13 protein-coding genes are annotated in these 16,278 nt (G+C 62.9%); 11 read left to right on the top strand and 2 right to left on the bottom strand.

What is annotated here, in order from left to right; all coding sequences use genetic code 11:
- The first annotated feature begins 401 nt into the window (after window positions 1–401).
- From FJ948_RS25910 to FJ948_RS25885, 6 genes are all read left to right on the top strand, one after another.
- A complete protein-coding gene (locus tag FJ948_RS25910) occupies window positions 402–554 on the top strand; it encodes a lasso peptide (RefSeq protein WP_140709470.1) in 153 nt (50 codons plus the stop codon).
- Window positions 555–686: 132 nt separating this feature from the next.
- On the top strand, window positions 687–986 hold the full coding sequence (locus FJ948_RS25905; RefSeq protein ID WP_140709468.1) for a PqqD family protein: 300 nt from the start codon (window positions 687–689) through the stop codon (window positions 984–986).
- A gap of 109 nt (window positions 987–1,095) precedes the next feature.
- On the top strand, window positions 1,096–1,488 hold the full coding sequence (locus FJ948_RS25900; protein WP_224690642.1) for a lasso peptide biosynthesis B2 protein: 393 nt from the start codon (window positions 1,096–1,098) through the stop codon (window positions 1,486–1,488).
- On the top strand, window positions 1,485–3,407 hold the full coding sequence (locus tag FJ948_RS25895) for a lasso peptide isopeptide bond-forming cyclase (RefSeq protein ID WP_140709464.1): 1,923 nt from the start codon (window positions 1,485–1,487) through the stop codon (window positions 3,405–3,407). The genes FJ948_RS25900 and FJ948_RS25895 overlap by 4 nt, the downstream gene beginning before the upstream one ends.
- Window positions 3,404–4,381, top strand: coding sequence for a serine kinase (locus tag FJ948_RS25890; protein WP_140709462.1), 978 nt, complete (start codon window positions 3,404–3,406; stop codon window positions 4,379–4,381). Before FJ948_RS25895 ends, FJ948_RS25890 begins: the two co-directional genes overlap by 4 nt.
- Window positions 4,374–6,215: an ABC transporter ATP-binding protein gene (locus tag FJ948_RS25885; RefSeq protein ID WP_140709460.1), complete on the top strand. Its 1,842-nt coding sequence runs from the start codon at window positions 4,374–4,376 to the stop codon at window positions 6,213–6,215. The genes FJ948_RS25890 and FJ948_RS25885 overlap by 8 nt, the downstream gene beginning before the upstream one ends.
- Window positions 6,216–6,231: 16 nt before the next feature.
- Here FJ948_RS25885 and FJ948_RS25880 read toward each other — a convergent pair whose 3' ends face one another.
- Window positions 6,232–6,507 carry an exopolysaccharide production repressor exox gene (locus FJ948_RS25880; RefSeq protein ID WP_140709458.1) on the bottom strand — a complete coding sequence of 92 codons (276 nt, stop codon included), beginning with the start codon at window positions 6,505–6,507 and terminating at the stop codon, window positions 6,232–6,234.
- Between the two features lie 598 nt (window positions 6,508–7,105).
- On the opposite strand from FJ948_RS25880, the gene FJ948_RS25875 reads away from it, so the two are divergent.
- On the top strand, window positions 7,106–7,783 hold the full coding sequence (locus FJ948_RS25875) for a sugar transferase (RefSeq protein WP_140709456.1): 678 nt from the start codon (window positions 7,106–7,108) through the stop codon (window positions 7,781–7,783).
- Between the two features lie 87 nt (window positions 7,784–7,870).
- Window positions 7,871–9,127 (top strand): polysaccharide biosynthesis/export family protein, encoded by a 1,257-nt coding sequence (locus tag FJ948_RS25870; protein ID WP_181173827.1) that lies wholly within the window; start codon window positions 7,871–7,873, stop codon window positions 9,125–9,127.
- A gap of 188 nt (window positions 9,128–9,315) precedes the next feature.
- On the opposite strand, the gene FJ948_RS25865 is transcribed toward FJ948_RS25870, so the two are convergent.
- Window positions 9,316–10,614 carry an O-antigen ligase gene (locus tag FJ948_RS25865; protein ID WP_140709452.1) on the bottom strand — a complete coding sequence of 433 codons (1,299 nt, stop codon included), beginning with the start codon at window positions 10,612–10,614 and terminating at the stop codon, window positions 9,316–9,318.
- A gap of 465 nt (window positions 10,615–11,079) precedes the next feature.
- Here FJ948_RS25865 and FJ948_RS25860 point away from each other — a divergent pair, with 465 nt between their 5' ends.
- The 3 genes from FJ948_RS25860 (at window position 11,080) to FJ948_RS25850 (ending at window position 16,249) form a co-directional block, all read left to right on the top strand.
- Window positions 11,080–13,254 (top strand): alpha-ketoacid dehydrogenase subunit alpha/beta, encoded by a 2,175-nt coding sequence (locus FJ948_RS25860; RefSeq protein ID WP_140709450.1) that lies wholly within the window; start codon window positions 11,080–11,082, stop codon window positions 13,252–13,254.
- An 84-nt stretch (window positions 13,255–13,338) separates the two neighbouring features.
- The gene (locus FJ948_RS25855) at window positions 13,339–14,901 is read left to right on the top strand and encodes an ABC transporter substrate-binding protein (protein WP_181173833.1); all 1,563 of its coding nucleotides are present in this window, start codon (window positions 13,339–13,341) and stop codon (window positions 14,899–14,901) included.
- Window positions 14,902–15,019: 118 nt separating this feature from the next.
- Window positions 15,020–16,249, top strand: a complete 1,230-nt coding sequence (locus FJ948_RS25850) for an aminotransferase class III-fold pyridoxal phosphate-dependent enzyme (RefSeq protein WP_140709446.1) — start codon at window positions 15,020–15,022, stop codon at window positions 16,247–16,249.
- Window positions 16,250–16,278 lie beyond the last annotated feature (29 nt).

The following is a 16,278-nucleotide window of genomic DNA, read 5'->3' as shown; positions in this document are numbered from 1 at the left end:
CAACCATAGCGTTTGCCTGGCCAATCCCGAAGAGCGGCGCCGACCGAGCAAAATTCCGGCTCCGTTGAGCCGGTCGGCCGGCGACCGACAGAGAAAGCCAAGGAAATTTGACCTTTTTCAGGCCCGTCTAAAAAAGCACCAGCTTTGCAATTTTTTTATGCAAGCAAAATCAACAGTTTAGTAAAAGTGCCACAACAATGTTCAGTTACGTCGTTTTCAACGCAAAAACGGCCGAATTTTGAGCATCCTCCACACACATGGTGACACTCGCAACCCGGAATTGATTAACCAGAGGTAAATCAGGCTTGACTCATAAATGCTGCCATGCAGCTATTGCGCTGCAGCATGAAAGTGCTGACGGCAATCGACAGGCCGTTTCCAGTCCCCGATAGGAGAGTAAAATGGAACAGAATGTTGAAAGGCAGGAGTACGAAACGCCAAACCTGACCGTGCATGGTTCGATCGAGACCATCACACAGGGCGGCGGCGGCAACACGGCGATCGATGCGTCGTTCCCCGCGCATACGCCAATTGGCGACCTCACGTTCTCTTGAGACTATCCTGATTCTGGAGGAATGACGTTGGGCCTCCAGGATCGAAGATAAATAAAATGGAGCCGGGGATGAAAATCCCCGACTTTCCATTGAACGATGACGCGTAAACCGTGTGTTAAACGAGGTTTTAGGATGAACTGGAACCCATCCGAGCACGATTGCGTAAAGGCCACCAAGGACGCCGTTGCTTGTGAATTCGGCGGCGGCCTCGCGCTTCTCAACCTGAAATCCAATATTTATTACAGCCTCAACGGCGTCGGCGCTTTTATTTGGGAACTCATCCAGGAACCCAGGCCGATCGCCGATATCCGCGGCGCCGTCCTTGCGCGCTACAATGTCGATCCCGACCGCTGCAAGGCCGATGTCGACGCCCTGCTGAAGGGCCTGGCGGAAAACGGGCTTGCGAGGCTGGAGCATGAGGCACTCGTCTAGGCAGGTGTCGCAAAAGGCCATGGTTGCGCGGCAAAGACCTGTGACGCAGAGAACCCCGACGCCGATGAAGCAGCGGCCTGGGCGGCGGAGCCTGGCTAGGATTTTGTCCTTGAGCGGCTCGGAAGCATTTTTCCTGTGCCGCTGCCTGCTGGTGGTCGCGACCGTCCGGCTTGGGTTGACATTGTTCTCCTACAACCGCGTCCGCGCGATGGTGACACGGCTCAACGCGCGCCAATGCGCCAGCATGGGCGAGTTGCGGCTTGTCGCCTGGGGGGTTGCGGCGGCCGCACGGTTCGTGCCGGGCGCCACATGCCTGACCCAGGCGCTTTCGGGCCAATACCTGCTCGCGCGCCAAGGCAACGCCTCGAATATCCGCATCGGCATCGAGCGCGGCACGGGCGAACAATTGAAAGCACATGCCTGGCTGGTCAGCGACGACCACATCGTGCTTGGCGGATCCGTCGATGGTTTCGCGCATCTGGTCGACCACGGCAGCCGATGAGTGGCGTGGCCGGAATCCTGCTGCGAGAGGGCCCCGCGCCGGCTGAAGCGGCGAGCGGCATCCAACAGATGCTGGCGCGCATGCGCCATCGCGGCCCCGACGGAAGCTCATGGTGGCTGGACAGCGGCATCGCGCTTGGCCACGCCTGGCTCAACACGACCGAGGGAGCCGGCCCCGGGCCGCTGACCATGGCTGGCGGCAAGCTCGCCATCACCGCCGACTGCCGGCTCGACAACCGCGACGAACTGCTCGCCAGGCTCGGCATCAGGGACAGCTCAGTCGCCGATGCGACATTGCTGATGCGGGCCTATCTGCGCTGGGGTGAAGACTGCCCCATGCATCTGCAAGGCGATTTCGCTTTTGCCATCTGGGATGGGGAGCGGCGGCTTTTGTTCTGCGCGCGAGACCATTTCGGGGTCAAGCCGTTCTACTACCACGCGGCCGAGCAGCGCTTTACCTTTGCTTCCGAGATCGGCCCGATCCTCGGCGCCGAGGGGGTCGGCGCGCGCATCAGCGAACACCGGATTTCGGGATTCCTGGCCGGGCTGCCCGACGACCCGCAATCCACGCCCTATAGCGACGTCTTCGCTCTGCCAGCGCGTCACAGCCTCACCGTCACCGCGCAACGCGTGGTGCTGCGCCGATACTGGCAGATCGAGCCATCGCAGCGAGCGTCGCGGTCCGATGCCGCGGAGGAATTCGCCCATCTGTTCTCGCAATCGGTCCGCAATCGCATGCGTGGAAGTCCGTCGGTCGGCGCGATGCTGAGCGGAGGCCTCGATTCTTCCTCGATCGCGTGCGTGGCCGGCCTGCGGAACGCCGCCGAGCGGAAACCGAAACTGCCGACCTTTTCGTTGATTTTCGAGAAGGGTTCGTCGATGGACGAGCGCTTCTTCATCGATGCCGTGCTCGATCAGCGGAACACCGACCCGACGCTGATCCCTGTCGGCAATTATGCGCCTTTCGCTGAATTCGACCGTGTGCTGGAGGAGCAGGAAGGCACCTTCCTGGCGCCGGGCCTGACGCTGACCCGCGGTATCTACCGGACGGCGGGCGCCAAGGGCATCAAGGTGCTCCTCGACGGCCACGGCGGCGACGAGGTCGTCTCGCAGGGGCATGGCCATCTGCACGAGCTTGCCAATGGCGGCAGATGGCTGGATCTGTGGCGCGAGGTCCGCAGCGCCTCCAACACCTATGGCGACAGCACGCTCGGCCTCTATTTCCAGTTCCTCACTATTTACGGGCCCGCCTGGCGCATCGCCAAGCTGAGGCAGTTGGGGAACCGGGCCCTCAACAGAATACGCAAACCTGCCCAAACGCGGCGTGGCCGGAGCTGGCGCGACCTGATCAATCCGGACCTTGCCAGGCGAACCGAGCTCATCGACCGGTTCCACCGGGCTGGCTATATGCCACCCGGCGTCCAGGCCAGCGACGCGCTCAGCCATCGCTGGATCCTGTCCAACGGCTATGTCCCGCACTCCTTCGAGGTTCTGGACAAGGCCGCCGCCAATTTCGGCGTCGAGCCGCGTTATCCGTTCTGGGACAAGCCGCTGGTCGAATTCTGCCTGGGGCTGCCGGGCGAGGAGAAGCTCAGTCACGGCTTTGGCCGCTATGTGCTGCGCCGGGCCATGGAGGGCATCCTGCCGGCGGCGGTCCAGTGGCGGCGCGACAAGATCGATTTCACCGCGAACCTGGTCAACGGCATGGTGCGCAATCATCGCGACCTCCTGGAACAGCTTCTCGTTTCGGACACCGGCCGCATCGCGCCCTATGTCAACCTGCCTCAGGTGAGCGCAGCCTATGCACGGCTGCTGCGCCAGCCGGAGCAGGCGGCGCCGCTCGATGTCCAGTATGTCTGGCGCTCGGTGTCCCTGTCGCTGTGGCTGCGGCAGGTCCAGCATGGCGGGAGCCCCGCATGATGTCTCGCCATGAGCCGTTCGCCGGCGATCTCGATCATCTTTCCCGGCACGGCAGGATCGCGGGACAACGACGCTATTACCGCGCCTACGGCCTGACCATTGCGTCCGACGTATCATTGCCTGAGCTGGAGCCCGCGGAGCCGGCGGCGACGGATATCCTGATTGCCCTCGGCACTATCGACATGCCGAAGCAGGCGCCCGATGCCGCGACTATCTTCCGCTTCGAACCCAATCGGCAATATCTGGCCTGGGAGGCCGTCGGCGCCTTCCTGATCAGCGATGCCAGACGCATCGATGTCGAGCCCGCGCCGGGCGTCGACGACGCCCTGCTTGCCTTCCCGTTGCTGGGGCCGGTGCTGGCGCTGCTCCTGCACCAGCGCGGCCTGCTGGTTCTGCATGCCAGCGCCATTGCGGTGGCCGGCAAGGGCGCCATCTTCATGGGCGACAAGGGCGCCGGCAAGTCGACGACGGCAAGCGCGCTGATCCGGGCCGGACATGATCTGCTTACCGACGACGTCGTGGCGCTCGATCTGGCGGAGCCGAGCCAGCCGATGATCGTTCCGGGTTTTCCGCAGATCAAGCTTGCCGCCGATGCCGCGGCGGCGATTCCGCTCGATCAGGCGCAGGTGCGGCCGCAAGTGCATCCGGCGATCGAGAAGATGCAACATCGCCTGCACGGCGCCTTCTCCGACAACAGAGTGCCGGCGGCCAGGATTTATATTCTCGAGCGCGGCCAAAGCGCCGGGATTACTCCCCTGCCTCACATCGCGGCCTTGCCGGCCATCATCAGATTCTCCTACGTGACGCGTTTCGGCCGGGCGGCGCTCTCCGGCGATTTCGCGGCGGTGCATCTTCGCCACTGTTCAGCAATCGCTAACCATGTCGGCGTGTGCCGGCTGGACGTTCCGACCGGCATCGACAGGATCGGCGAGGCTGTGGCGCTGATCGAAAAGGAACTGGCTGGAGATGCCTAGGTCATCGGTCTTCAGCCTGTCGCTGTTTCGCGACGTCGCGGCGTTCGGCGCCGTCATTGCTCAGATCGGCGGGCGGCGAACCTGGACGGCGCTGCTGTTCCTGATCCTCGGCAGCCTGACGGAAGGCATTTCCATCCTGCTGCTGGTGCCGCTGCTGCATCTGGTCGGCCGCGCCGACCAGGATTTCGCGGTCAGGCTGCCGAACATCGATTTCGTGCGCTGGCTGGTGCCCGGAGGAACGCTGCAGCTGACCACGGTGCTTTGTGCGCTGGTCGGGCTTGTTGCCGTTCAGGCAGCCTTCAACCGCTTCAAGTCGGTCTACATGGCGAGGCTGCTCTTCGATTTCATCAACCGCTTGCGCATGAACCTGTTCGAAAGCATCGGCAAGGCGCGTTGGGGGGTGTTCACGCGCATGCGCGGTTCCGACCTGGACCATGCCCTGACCGGCGACATCGACCGCGTCCAGGGGGCGGCCTTCTCGCTGCTGATGCTGGTGCAGATCGCCGTGCTGCTGGCGGGCTATCTCATCATTTCCATGTTCATCTCACCCGTGATGACGGTGTTCGCGGTGGTCATCGGCATGCTGATGTTTGTCGCGCTGCAGCCGTTTCGCGCACGGGCCACCGCTTTTGGCCGTGTCCTGACAAGCAATCGCCAGGACCAGTACCGGACGGTCTCGGAATTTCTCGGCGGTATCAAGGTGGCCAAGAGCCTGAACGTCGAGGCCAGCTATTTCGCGCAGTTGCAGACAACGCTCGAAAGAATGAAGGCCGACAACATCGCCTATGTCCGCAACTCCTCGATCGGCACGGCCGTGTTCCAGGTGGCGAGCGTGATGGGCTTGAGCGTCTTCATCTATGTGGCGCTGGTCCGCTTCAATCTGTCGCTGGCCGAGATCGTCGTGCTGCTGCTGGTCTTCATGCGCATCGCGCCGCGCTTCATGGACATGCAGACGCAGGCACAGCAGGTGCTGATCAACCTGCCCGCCTATACGGCAATGCGTGGCCTGCAGGCCCGTTTCGACGCCGAGCGGGAGCCAGGCCATGCCGGGTTGGGGGACACGCGCAAGTTGGCCCTCGATACGGGGCTGAACATTCGCGACGTCTCCTTCACCTACGACGATGCCGGCAAACCGGTGGTGAGCGATATCACCTTCGGCCTTCCGGCCGGCAAGGTCACGGCGCTGATCGGCCCGTCCGGATCAGGCAAGAGCACAATCGCCGACATGCTGCTCGGCCTGCTCGAGCCGACCGCCGGCAAGATCCTCGTCGATGGCGTCGAGATCGATGCCGGCAATCGCCGGCGCTGGCGCGATCAAGTGGCCTATGTGCCGCAGGATGTGTTCCTGCTGCATGACACGATCGCGGCGAACCTGCGTCTTGCCGCGCCCCAGGCCAGCGACGAGGAGTTGTGGATCGCGTTGCGTGCCGCCCATGCCGGCGAGTTCGTCGAACGGCTGGATCTGCGGCTGCAGACGGTGGTCGGCGACCGCGGCGTGCGGCTGTCCGGCGGCGAGCGGCAGCGCATCGCGCTGGCGCGCGCGCTGCTGCGCAAACCCTCGCTGCTCATCCTGGACGAGGCCACCAGCGCGCTCGACTGGCAGAACCAGTCGCTGATCGCCAGGTCCATCGATGGCCTGCGCGGCGCAATGACGATCCTGACCATCGCGCACCGGCCATCGATGATCGCTTTCGCCGACTGGGTGGTGGCGATGGAGGACGGCCGCGTCGTGGAGGTCGGGCAGTATCAGCGCCTCAAGGCGAAGCCGGGGAGCCGGTTGTCCAGGATGCTGTCGGGAGAACAGTCGGAGGCCGAGCCCGCCGATGTGGCCTGAGGGCGGCCCCTTGGGCTTAATGCAAGCTACGGCGAGCGCTGCCCAGCTTCTCGCCCTCGGACACTTCGGGGGCGTTCTGCTTTCTCTCGGCTTCGCGCAGCCTGTCGGCCGGCGTCGGCTCGCTCCTGGCAATCATGGCGTAGACAACCGCGAAGTAGCCGGCCTGGATGACCACGGCGCAGATGACGACGCGCAACAGCGTCGTGCCAAGCGAAGCCCCACCCAGCCAGGACCACGCGACGACGATCGCGAGCGCGAAAAGCATCCCAACGATGAATTTTGGAAGCGACATACCCAACAGCCCATAAACCGGCTCGGGTATATCCAACGATAGCCCCACCCGAGCGCCGTCCCTTGTGATGCGGGCTTGTTAACCACCCGCTCTCGACCGGTTGCTTCCGGCCTTTCAACCTGTCGCCACCGTGACAGGTATAATTTGCAATTCTATTAAGGCGAGCAGAAGGCGGCAAGGGCAACCGCACATATTTTTGATTGAGCTTACGCGTTCGACTCTGCCATGCTGCAACGCACGCGACCGCACTCCACTCAACCTGCAGCCGTCAGAGACCGTGAGTACAATCTTTAATATTAGGTAGTATTTTAGCTGAATAGTTTCGAGTATGGCATCTAGCTAAAGCACCCTATAGCCCCAACCACAGGAGCCTAGAACGCGCCGCCTAGGAAACGCCTCAAAAAGGTCTCGATTTTTTTGCCCTTGCCCAATTATTGTCACAAATGTGCTAAAGATTTCGAAATTTGTGCAGACCGAGCTTATTATTTAGTCAATTCATGACGCGACTATTTCAATTCGATGGGAAATTGTGTGTTGCGCTGCAGCATTTTTTTGGTATCGTGCGGTCAACCATTCGTTCACCGCATGGAGTTTCCGTATGAGGGATATTGCCAAGTCGGCCACGGCGGGCTTTTCGCAGGCTGACACCGACTTTCCGCCGCCGATCGGCGGCCTCATCAAGCGGAGTTTCGACATCGCCGGGTCGCTGGCCGGGCTGATCGCGCTCAGCCCGCTGTTCATCATGATAGCGCTGCTCGTCAAATTCTCCGATGGCGGATCGATTTTCTACGGGCACCGGCGAATCGGGCGTGGAGGACGGCTGTTCTCCTGCCTCAAATTCCGCACCATGGTTCCGGACGGGGACAAGGTGCTGGCCGCCTATCTTGCGACCAATCCAGACGCCAATGCGGAATGGATAGCGACCCGCAAGCTGAAGAACGACCCGCGTGTTACCCGCGTCGGTGCGGTCCTGCGCAAGCTCAGCCTCGATGAATTGCCGCAGATCATCAACATCCTCCAGGGCGACATGAGCCTGGTGGGACCTCGCCCGGTGGTTCGCGACGAACTGGAAATCTACGGCAGCGCGGCGGTCTACTATCTGAAGTCGCGGCCCGGCCTGACCGGCCTGTGGCAGGTCAGCGGCCGCAACGACGTCTCCTATGACAGCCGTGTCGCGTTCGACCGCCACTATGTCGAGAACTGGTCGTTGTTCGAGGACGTTCGTATCATCATCCGGACCGTGCCGGCCGTCTGGATGTCCCGCGGCTCTTACTGATCGGCGGACTGTGTAAGCAGACATCCGGCGGCAAGCTCATCGGGCGATGGGGCTAAAACGGATCGGAACGTTCAGTTGAAGATAGACATGTTCGAAGCCTTTGGCAGCGGCCCGTTTTCCGGCCGCTCGCGGCTCGTGGCCACGTGCCTTGCGATGTCGCTCGCTTTTCCCCAGTTCGCCTCGGCAGACGATTACCGTCTGGGCTCCCAGGACAAGCTCACCATCCGCATCGCCGAATGGCAGACCGTCGAAAGCACGTTCCGCGACTGGTCGTCGGTCAACGGCCAATACACGGTCGGCCCGGCCGGCACGCTGTCGGTGCCTTTCGTCGGCGAATTGCCGGCGGCCGGCAAGACCACCGCGGAGGTCGCCACGGCGATCGGCGAGGCGTTGCAGCACAAGCTTGCTTTGTCGGACAAGCCTGAAGCCTCCGTCGAAATGGCGCAGTTCCGGCCGTTCTATATTTCGGGCGAAGTGCAGAATCCCGGCCAGTTTCCCTTTGTGCCCGATCTGACGGTACTGAAAGCGATCAGCGTCGCAGGCGGCATCAGGCGCAACACCGACTACGGCCCCCAGCTCGGCAAGGACCTGGTGACCGCCAAGGGCAATTTCGATATCTCCGACGATCAACGCGTCCGGCTGATCGTCAGACGCGCCCGTATCGATGCCGATCTGGCCGGCAAGGCGAGTTTTGAAGCGCCACAAGAGGTCGAGGGCGATCCACGGCTGCCGGCCATCATCGCCGACGAGATGACGATCCTGACCGCCGACCAGAAGGCACTGAAGCTGAAGCTCGAGGCGCTCGACGATCTCAAGGGTGTGCTGCAGGCCGAAATCGAATCGCTGCAGAAGAAGATCGTCAACCAGCAGAAGCAGGTCGACCTGGCACAACAGCAGCTCGCCAGCATCGGTCCGCTGGCGCAGAAGGGCCTGGTCGCCAATGCGCGGCTGCTGGATTCGCAGCAGTCCGTCACCGACCTGCAGGGCAAGATCCTGGACTATGAGACGGCCATCCTCACCGCCAAGCAGGCGATCAGCAAGGCGACGCAGGACGCCATCGATGCCCAGAACACGTTGAGCTCGAGCCTCGCCGCCGACCGGCAGCAGACCGAAGCCGACCTGAACGAGGCCGCGCTGAAGGCGAATATGCAGAAAGGCCTGATCGCCCAGGCCAGCGATCCCGCGACGACGGCCGCCATCACCAACGACCAGCAGCCTACCTTGCTCTATTCGCTGGTTCGCAATGTCGATGGCAAGACCAGCGAAATCGCAGCCAAGGAAGACACGCTGGTGCTGCCTGGCGATGTCATCAAGATCAAGCTGGCGCCGCTCGCCAGCCAGTAGGGCGCGGAAATCCTGGCGCGACCTGGCGCTTTCGATCCAGAACGCAAGACTTCAAACTCCGCCAGGCCTGCCCGGCGGAGTTTTTGCTGGTGGGATTGCAAGCCGCGAAACCCAGAGCTGTCGACCCGGTTCCGGATGGAAACCCGGTCTACACATTTCCTGGAATTGCTTTAGCGGACGGCCGGCATTTACTCGGCCGCCGCCGTACGGTGAGGCCAGGCCGCCTCTGTGCCCTTCGCATCCGCCGGCTCGAAAGACGGGGACCATCGCGTGCGGGTGACCGGCAGCCGCGCCAGCTTGAAGAAGCTGAAATACATCAGGAAGGAACCCATGATGTAGGGGTTGAGGATCTCGACCTCGACGAAGGAGCGGATGAGCAGCAGCACCATCACGCCGATGAGAACCACCGACTCGGCCTGCCATGTCTTGAAGACCACCGCCGCGATATGGCCGAAGAGCGTGCGCAGCATGATCAGCGATATCAGCACCGCCCCGGTGAAGCCGAGTTCGACAAGGGCTTCGACATAGGTGTTGTGGAAATGGAAGCCGGTGCGGGTGCTGATGTAGAATTCGTTCCACAGCCGCTCGGCCTCGGCGAAGCCCTGCACCCAATAGGCGGCGTAGCCGACGCCGAGAATCGGCGACCGCATCGCGGCGTTCCAGCCCTGCTCCCACAGATAGGTCCGCCCGGTGAGCGTCGAATCCTTGCCGAAGATGCCAAGCACGAAGTCCATGAGCCCCAGATTGAGGGCGACGATGGCCACAACGACGATCATGCCGGCGCCGACCAGGAAGATCACCCGGCGATAGCGCCGCGACAAAAGCTTGCTCATCGCAAGCAGCGCCACCAGCGCCAGAACCGCCGGTATCGAGGCCATCGAGGTGGCGGAATGCGAAACGACCAGAACATAGGCCGATAACAGCACGACGGGCACGGTCAGCATGAAGCTCAGCCGACCACGCCGCAGAAATGCTAGGAACACGACGGAGAAATAGATGCCGAGCGAGCCGACGAAGCCGATCTGGTTCTTCGAGGCAAAGGCGCCGACGAAATTATAGGTGCCGTCAAGCACATCCTCGGAATAGGCGCCGACCTTCAGCGAATAGAGCAGGACGAAGAATATGCCGACCAGGGCGCCTATCGTCAGGGTACGCACGCTGATGGCGCGCGCCGCGACATAGGCGCAGGCGATATGGGAACAGTACTGGATCGCCGTCCTGGCGGTGATGCCGGGCGCCTGCGACCAGAACACGGAGAAGCAGACATAGGCCGCGAACAGCAGCGGCAGCCAGGCACTGGACAATTGCCTGAGGAAGCGCCGGTAGTCGACCAGGATGAGCGGAAGCCAGACGACATAATAAGCCAGGATCAGCACCTGGCCGAAAATGACCGAATAGGAGAACGCCCAGATCGAGACGGCAACGGCAAAGCTGCCATAGACCGAATTCTTCTCGGGATCGACGAGCAGGGATTTGGGAATTTTCATCTAAAGGGTCCCGTCGACACGACCCGGAACCGGCAGGCCGCAAACCAGCCGGCATATCCGCAAACAGGGGCGTACAAGAAACGGCGTCTCCATTGTGCAGTGCAATATAACCTATCGCACCCCACGCTCAATGGCAAATCCGGTCACCTTGTCTTACAGCCGGGCGATCGCCGAGAGATCGCCTGGCCATCGGACGGCCATCGACAAGCCGGACGGCAATCGGACAAACAGCGTCGGCCGAACCGAAGACGACACCAAACGGTGTGCCGACGGGTCGGATGTCCCGAAAATTCCCTCTTGCGAAACAGCGCCGTCCCGGCTTAGTCTCGGCTTCGCACGAAAAATGAAATTTAATTCCATTTGTTCGGGCAGATCCGCAAAGCGATGCCGGTGCCCAGAAAATACCTGCCGCAATCGAGTGAGAAAATATTTGATATATCATCTACCAGAATGGAACTAGCGTAAATGGTCCAGCAGACAGCGATCCAGCCATCGGCGCCCTGGTCGCGGCTCGAGGTCGGGGAGTCCGACTGGGCCAGCGCCGAGGTACCGAGCCTGGTGCGCTGGTACCACCAGATGCTGCTGATCCGCCGGTTCGAGGAAAAGGTGCTCGACCTGGCCAATGCCGGGTTGGTGCATGGGCCGGCGCATGCCAGCATCGGGCAGGAGGCCACGGCGGTCGGCGCGATGTCCATGCTGCGCACCGGCGATCGCATCAACGGCACCCACCGCGCCCACCATCAGGTGCTGGCAAAGCTGGTCAACGCGCGGACGCCGCCGCAATTCGATCCGCTACGCGACGATTTCAATCCGGACATGCAGGGCTCGGTGCGCGGCCTGATGGCCGAGATCATGGGCCTCAATGCGGGCTATTGCGGCGGGCGCGGCGGCTCGATGCACATGCGTGATGACGCCTCCGGCATTCCCGGCACCAGTGCCATCATCGGCGGCAACCTGCCGCATGCGGCCGGCTATGCGCTGGCCGACAAACTGCTCGGCACCGGCAACATCTCGGTCGCCTTTTTCGGCGACGGCACGATGATGGCGGGTCCGGCCTATGAGGCGATGAACATAGCCGCACTCTACAGGCTGCCGGTCATCTTCTTCGCCGAAAACAATCTTTATGCCGTCTCCACCCATGTCAACGAGCAGACGCGCGAGACGCGTCTCGCCTCACGCGGTCCGATGCTGGGGTTTCGCGGCATCGAATGCGACGGCATGGATGTGTTGGCCGTGCACCACGCCATGTGCGAGGCGCGGCGCACGATCGAGGAGGAAGGCGGCCCGGTGCTGGTCGAAGCGCTCTGCTACCGCTTCCTGCATCAGAGCGGCGCACGGCCGGGCAGCGAGTTCGGCTATCGCACGCGCGCCGAGGAGGATGCCTGGAAGGCACGCGACCCGCTTGTCACCATGGCGGCGCGCCTGAAGACGATGGGCGTGCTCAATGGGTCCGATCTCGCGACCCTTGAGCAGCGCGTCATGGAGGTGGTCAACACCGCAGCTGACACACTGACCGAAACCAGCGGCAATGCGTTGCGCATTCCCGATCATTTGTGGCCAAGCGCCGAAGAGGTCGACAACCAGATCCGCGGCGACCTGTCGGAACTGAAGGACGAGCATTTCCTGGAAATCGAGGACCTGCCGCCGGCCGAGACCCGGCCAGTCAAGTTCATGGCCGCCGCGTCGGAAGTCATCGCACGCGCCATGGAACAGGACCCGCGCATCGTCATCATGGGCGAGGATGTGCATCGGCTGCGCGGCGGTGTGTCTGGCGCCACCAAGGGCGCGCTGGAGCGCTGGCCCGAACGCGTGCTGGCCATGCCGATCGCGGAGAACGGTTTTGTCGGCGTGGCGCTTGGCGCGGCACTCTGCGGCCTTCGTCCGATCGTCGAGATCATGTTTGGCGACTTCTGCCTGGTCGCGGCCGATCAGTTGTTCAACGCGGTGAGCAAGGTGCGCCACATGTTCGGCGGCGGCTTTCCGGTACCGATCGTGGTGCGAGTGCGGGTGTCGCCGCACACCGGCTACGGCTCGCAGCATTCGGGCGATCCGTCCGGCCTGTTCGCGCTCTATCCGGGCTGGCGCATCGTCGCGCCGACGACGCCCTTCGACTATGTCGGCCTGATGAATTCGGCGTTGAAATGCGACGATCCGGTCGTCGTCATCGAACATGTCGAACTGTTTGCGAGCGAAGGTCCCTTACCAACCGACGACCGCGACTATTGCGTGCGATTGGGCAAAGGCAAGATCGTCAGGCCGGGCAGTGCCTGCACCTTGCTCACCAGCGCCAGCATGGTTTCGCTGGCCATGCAGGTGGCCGAGGAAAGCGGCGTCGATGCCGAGATCATCGACCTGCGCAGCCTCGACCCGACCGGGCTCGACTGGCCGCTGGTGGAAGCTTCTATCCGCAAGACAAACCGGGTCGCCATCGTCGAACAGGTGCAGCGCGGGCTGTCGCTCGGCGGGCGATTGACGCAGGAGATTCAGGACCGCGTGTTCGACTATCTCGACCACGAGATCCTGCATGTGACGGGAAGCCTCTCGGCTCCTGTCGTATCGGCCCCGCTGAACCGGGCCGCATTGGGCGGCGCCGACAAGCTCAAGGCCGCGCTTCGATCCCTCACTGGCGTGGGCGGGTAGAGCGAACGCATTGCCACAACGATCCGACAAGAAAATGGGAGAATGGACATGACGATGCTACCGAGACACAAGACCAGGGCAACAATGCTGGCAGCCGTGCTTCTGGCCACCAGTGCGTTCTGGGCACCCGCGACCTTCGCGCAGAGCGAGAAGCCTCTGGTCATCGCGCGCAACATCGACCTCAACTCGCTCGATCCGCACCGCGCCTTTTGCGACACCTGCCAGATCTACAATTCGAGCGTCTATGAATCGCTGCTGACGCTGGACAAGGACAACAAGCTGATCCCGCTGCTGGCTTCCAAGTGGGAAGGCAATGCCGACCAGACCAGCTTCACCTTCACGCTCGATCCGGCCGCCAAATTCGCCGACGGCTCGCCGGTCGAGGCCAAAGATGTGAAATGGTCGTGGGAGCGGCTGAAGAACCTGAAGGGCAGCGCCTCGTTCCTGATGGACAATGTCGCCTCGATCGAGACGCCTGACGCGCATACGGTCGTGGTCAAGATGGTGGCGCCGAGCTCGGAATTCCTCAATATCGCCGCCGCGCCCTACACGGCCGTCGTCAACAGCAAGGTCGCTTCCGAAGCCGGCGCCAAGGCCGGCGCGGACGCTTCGACCACCGACAATGCCGAAGCCTGGTTCCTGGCGCATTCGGCCGGGAGCGCGCCGTTCGTGCTCAAATCCTATGAGCCCAATTCGGAAGTGCGCCTGGTGCGCAACGACAAATACTGGCGCAAGGCACCGGCGCTGAGCGAAGTCGTCATCCGTCAGACCAAGGACGCCGTGGCGCAGGCGCAGATGCTGCAGAGCGGCACCGCCGACATCGCCATGCAGATCGATCCCGACACGGCCAAGACGATGACGGGCAGCGACGTCAAGATCGAGACGGTGCCCTCCTACAACTTCATCTACGTGGCATTGTCGCCGGGCGCCAAGGCCAACAAGGTGCCGCTGACGCCCGAGGTGCGCGAGGCGATCTCGCTGGCGCTGGACCGCCCCAGCATCCTCGACTTCACCATCGGCTCCGAGGGCCAGCTGATCAGCGCGCCGATCCCGCTCGGTTTCCCCGGCGGCTCGGGCTTTGAGGCGCAGCCCTATGACCTCGCCAAGGCAAAGGACCTTTTGGCCAAGGCCGGCCACGCCGACGGATTCGAGATGGAAGCGGCCTTCCCGGGCATGAACGTCTACGGCGTCGACCTGTCGCTGTTGATGCAGAAGGTCCAGCAGGATCTGGCCAAGGTCAACATCAAGCTCGACCTGCAGCCTATCCCCTTCGCCAACTGGCGCGAGCGCATCAATGGCGACGGCATCCCGATGACGGCCGTGTTCTACGCGCCGGACTATTACGGCACCTCGCAGTACATCGAGTATTTCGCCATGACCAAGGGCAGCCCGTGGGCACGCCGCGCCGGCGCGGAGCGCGAGCCGTCGGTGCTCAACCCGAAGGAGTCCGAACTCTACAAGGCGGCGCTCGCGGCGAGCGGCGATGAGGCCGCCAAGCTCTGGCACCAGGCCGGCGAAGAGATGATCAAGGACAGGGTCATCCTGCCGCTGGTCAGTCCGAACCTGATCCTGGCCTACAAGTCCGACGTCAAGGGCGTGCGCTACAGCGCCTGCTGCAACCTGCCGCTGGCCGAACTCAGCCACTGAACGACGAGATGGCGGGGAGGCCATACGCCTCCCCGTTTCTCCACCCTGGAATGCCGGAAATCGTGGGCTTCCAGCATTCATATTAATATATGATATATCAAAGAGCGGAGATCTCCCGATGCCTTCCCTGATCAACTCCAAGGACCAGATGCTGCGCGAGCGTGCCGCCTCGGTCATTCCGGGCGGCATGTGGGGGCACATGGCCACGCGCTATCTCGGCTCCGCCTATCCGCAGTTCTTCGAGCGCGCCGACGGCTGCCGGGTCTGGGACGTCGATGGACGCGAATACATCGACCTGATGTGCAGCTGGGGGCCGAACATTCTCGGCCACCACCATCAGGCAGTCGAGGAAGCGGCCGCACGGCAGCGCAGCCTCGGTGACGCGATGAACGGCCCCGGTGAAGTGCTGGTCGAGCTCGCCGAACTGCTGGTCAAGACCGTCGCCCATGCCGACTGGGCGATGCTGCAGAAGAACGGCACGGACGCCACCACGGCCTGCGTAACCATCGCGCGCGCCGGCACCGGACGACGCAAGGTGCTGGTCGCGCGTGGCTCCTATCATGGTGCGGTGCCATGGTGCACGCCCTCGCTCGCCGGCGTCACCGCAGAGGACCGCGCCCATCTCATCCATTTCGACTACAATGACGTTGCCAGCCTGGAATCAGCCGTCGAGCAGGCCGGCAACGACCTTGCCGCCGTCGTCGTCACCGCGTTCCGGCATGACATCGCCCGAGACCAGGAGCTGCCGACGGCCGATTTCGCCAAACGGGCACGGGAGCTCTGCACCGCCGCCGACGCGGCGCTGATCGTCGACGATGTCCGGGCAGGCTTCCGCGTCGATCTCGGCGGTAGCTGGGAACCGCTCGGCGTGCGGCCGGATCTGTCGGCCTTCTCGAAGGCGATCGCCAATGGCTATCCGCTTGCCGCCATCACCGGCACCGACCGTTTCCGCGAAGCCGCGACAAAGGTCTATGTAACGGGCTCGTTCTGGTATGGCGCCGTCGCCATGGCGGCGGCCATCGCCACGATCAACACGCTTCGCGACACGGGCGCGGTAACCCGCATGACGCAGGCCGGCGACAGGCTGCGTTCAGGCCTCGACGTGGCAGCGAAAAAGCACGGCTTGCTGCTTCGCCAGACCGGCCCCTCCTCGATGCCGATGGTGCTCTTCGATGGCGACGCCGAATTCAAACTGGCCAATGCCTTCTGCTCGGCGGCCTTGCGTGAGGGCGCTTATTTCCACCCCCGGCACAACATGTTCCTCAGCGCCGCCCATACCGACAGGGATATCGACCTCGTGCTGCAGGCCGCCGACGCCGGCATGGCCGCCGCCGCGAATGCAGCGTGAGCTGCCACGTGCCGCGCGTGCGTGGAAAA

Source organism: Mesorhizobium sp. B2-3-12 (genome assembly GCF_006442205.1).
GTDB lineage: Bacteria > Pseudomonadota > Alphaproteobacteria > Rhizobiales > Rhizobiaceae > Mesorhizobium.
Note: the sequence above shows the minus strand (reverse complement) of the source record. Positions and strands in the feature narration are given on the sequence as shown.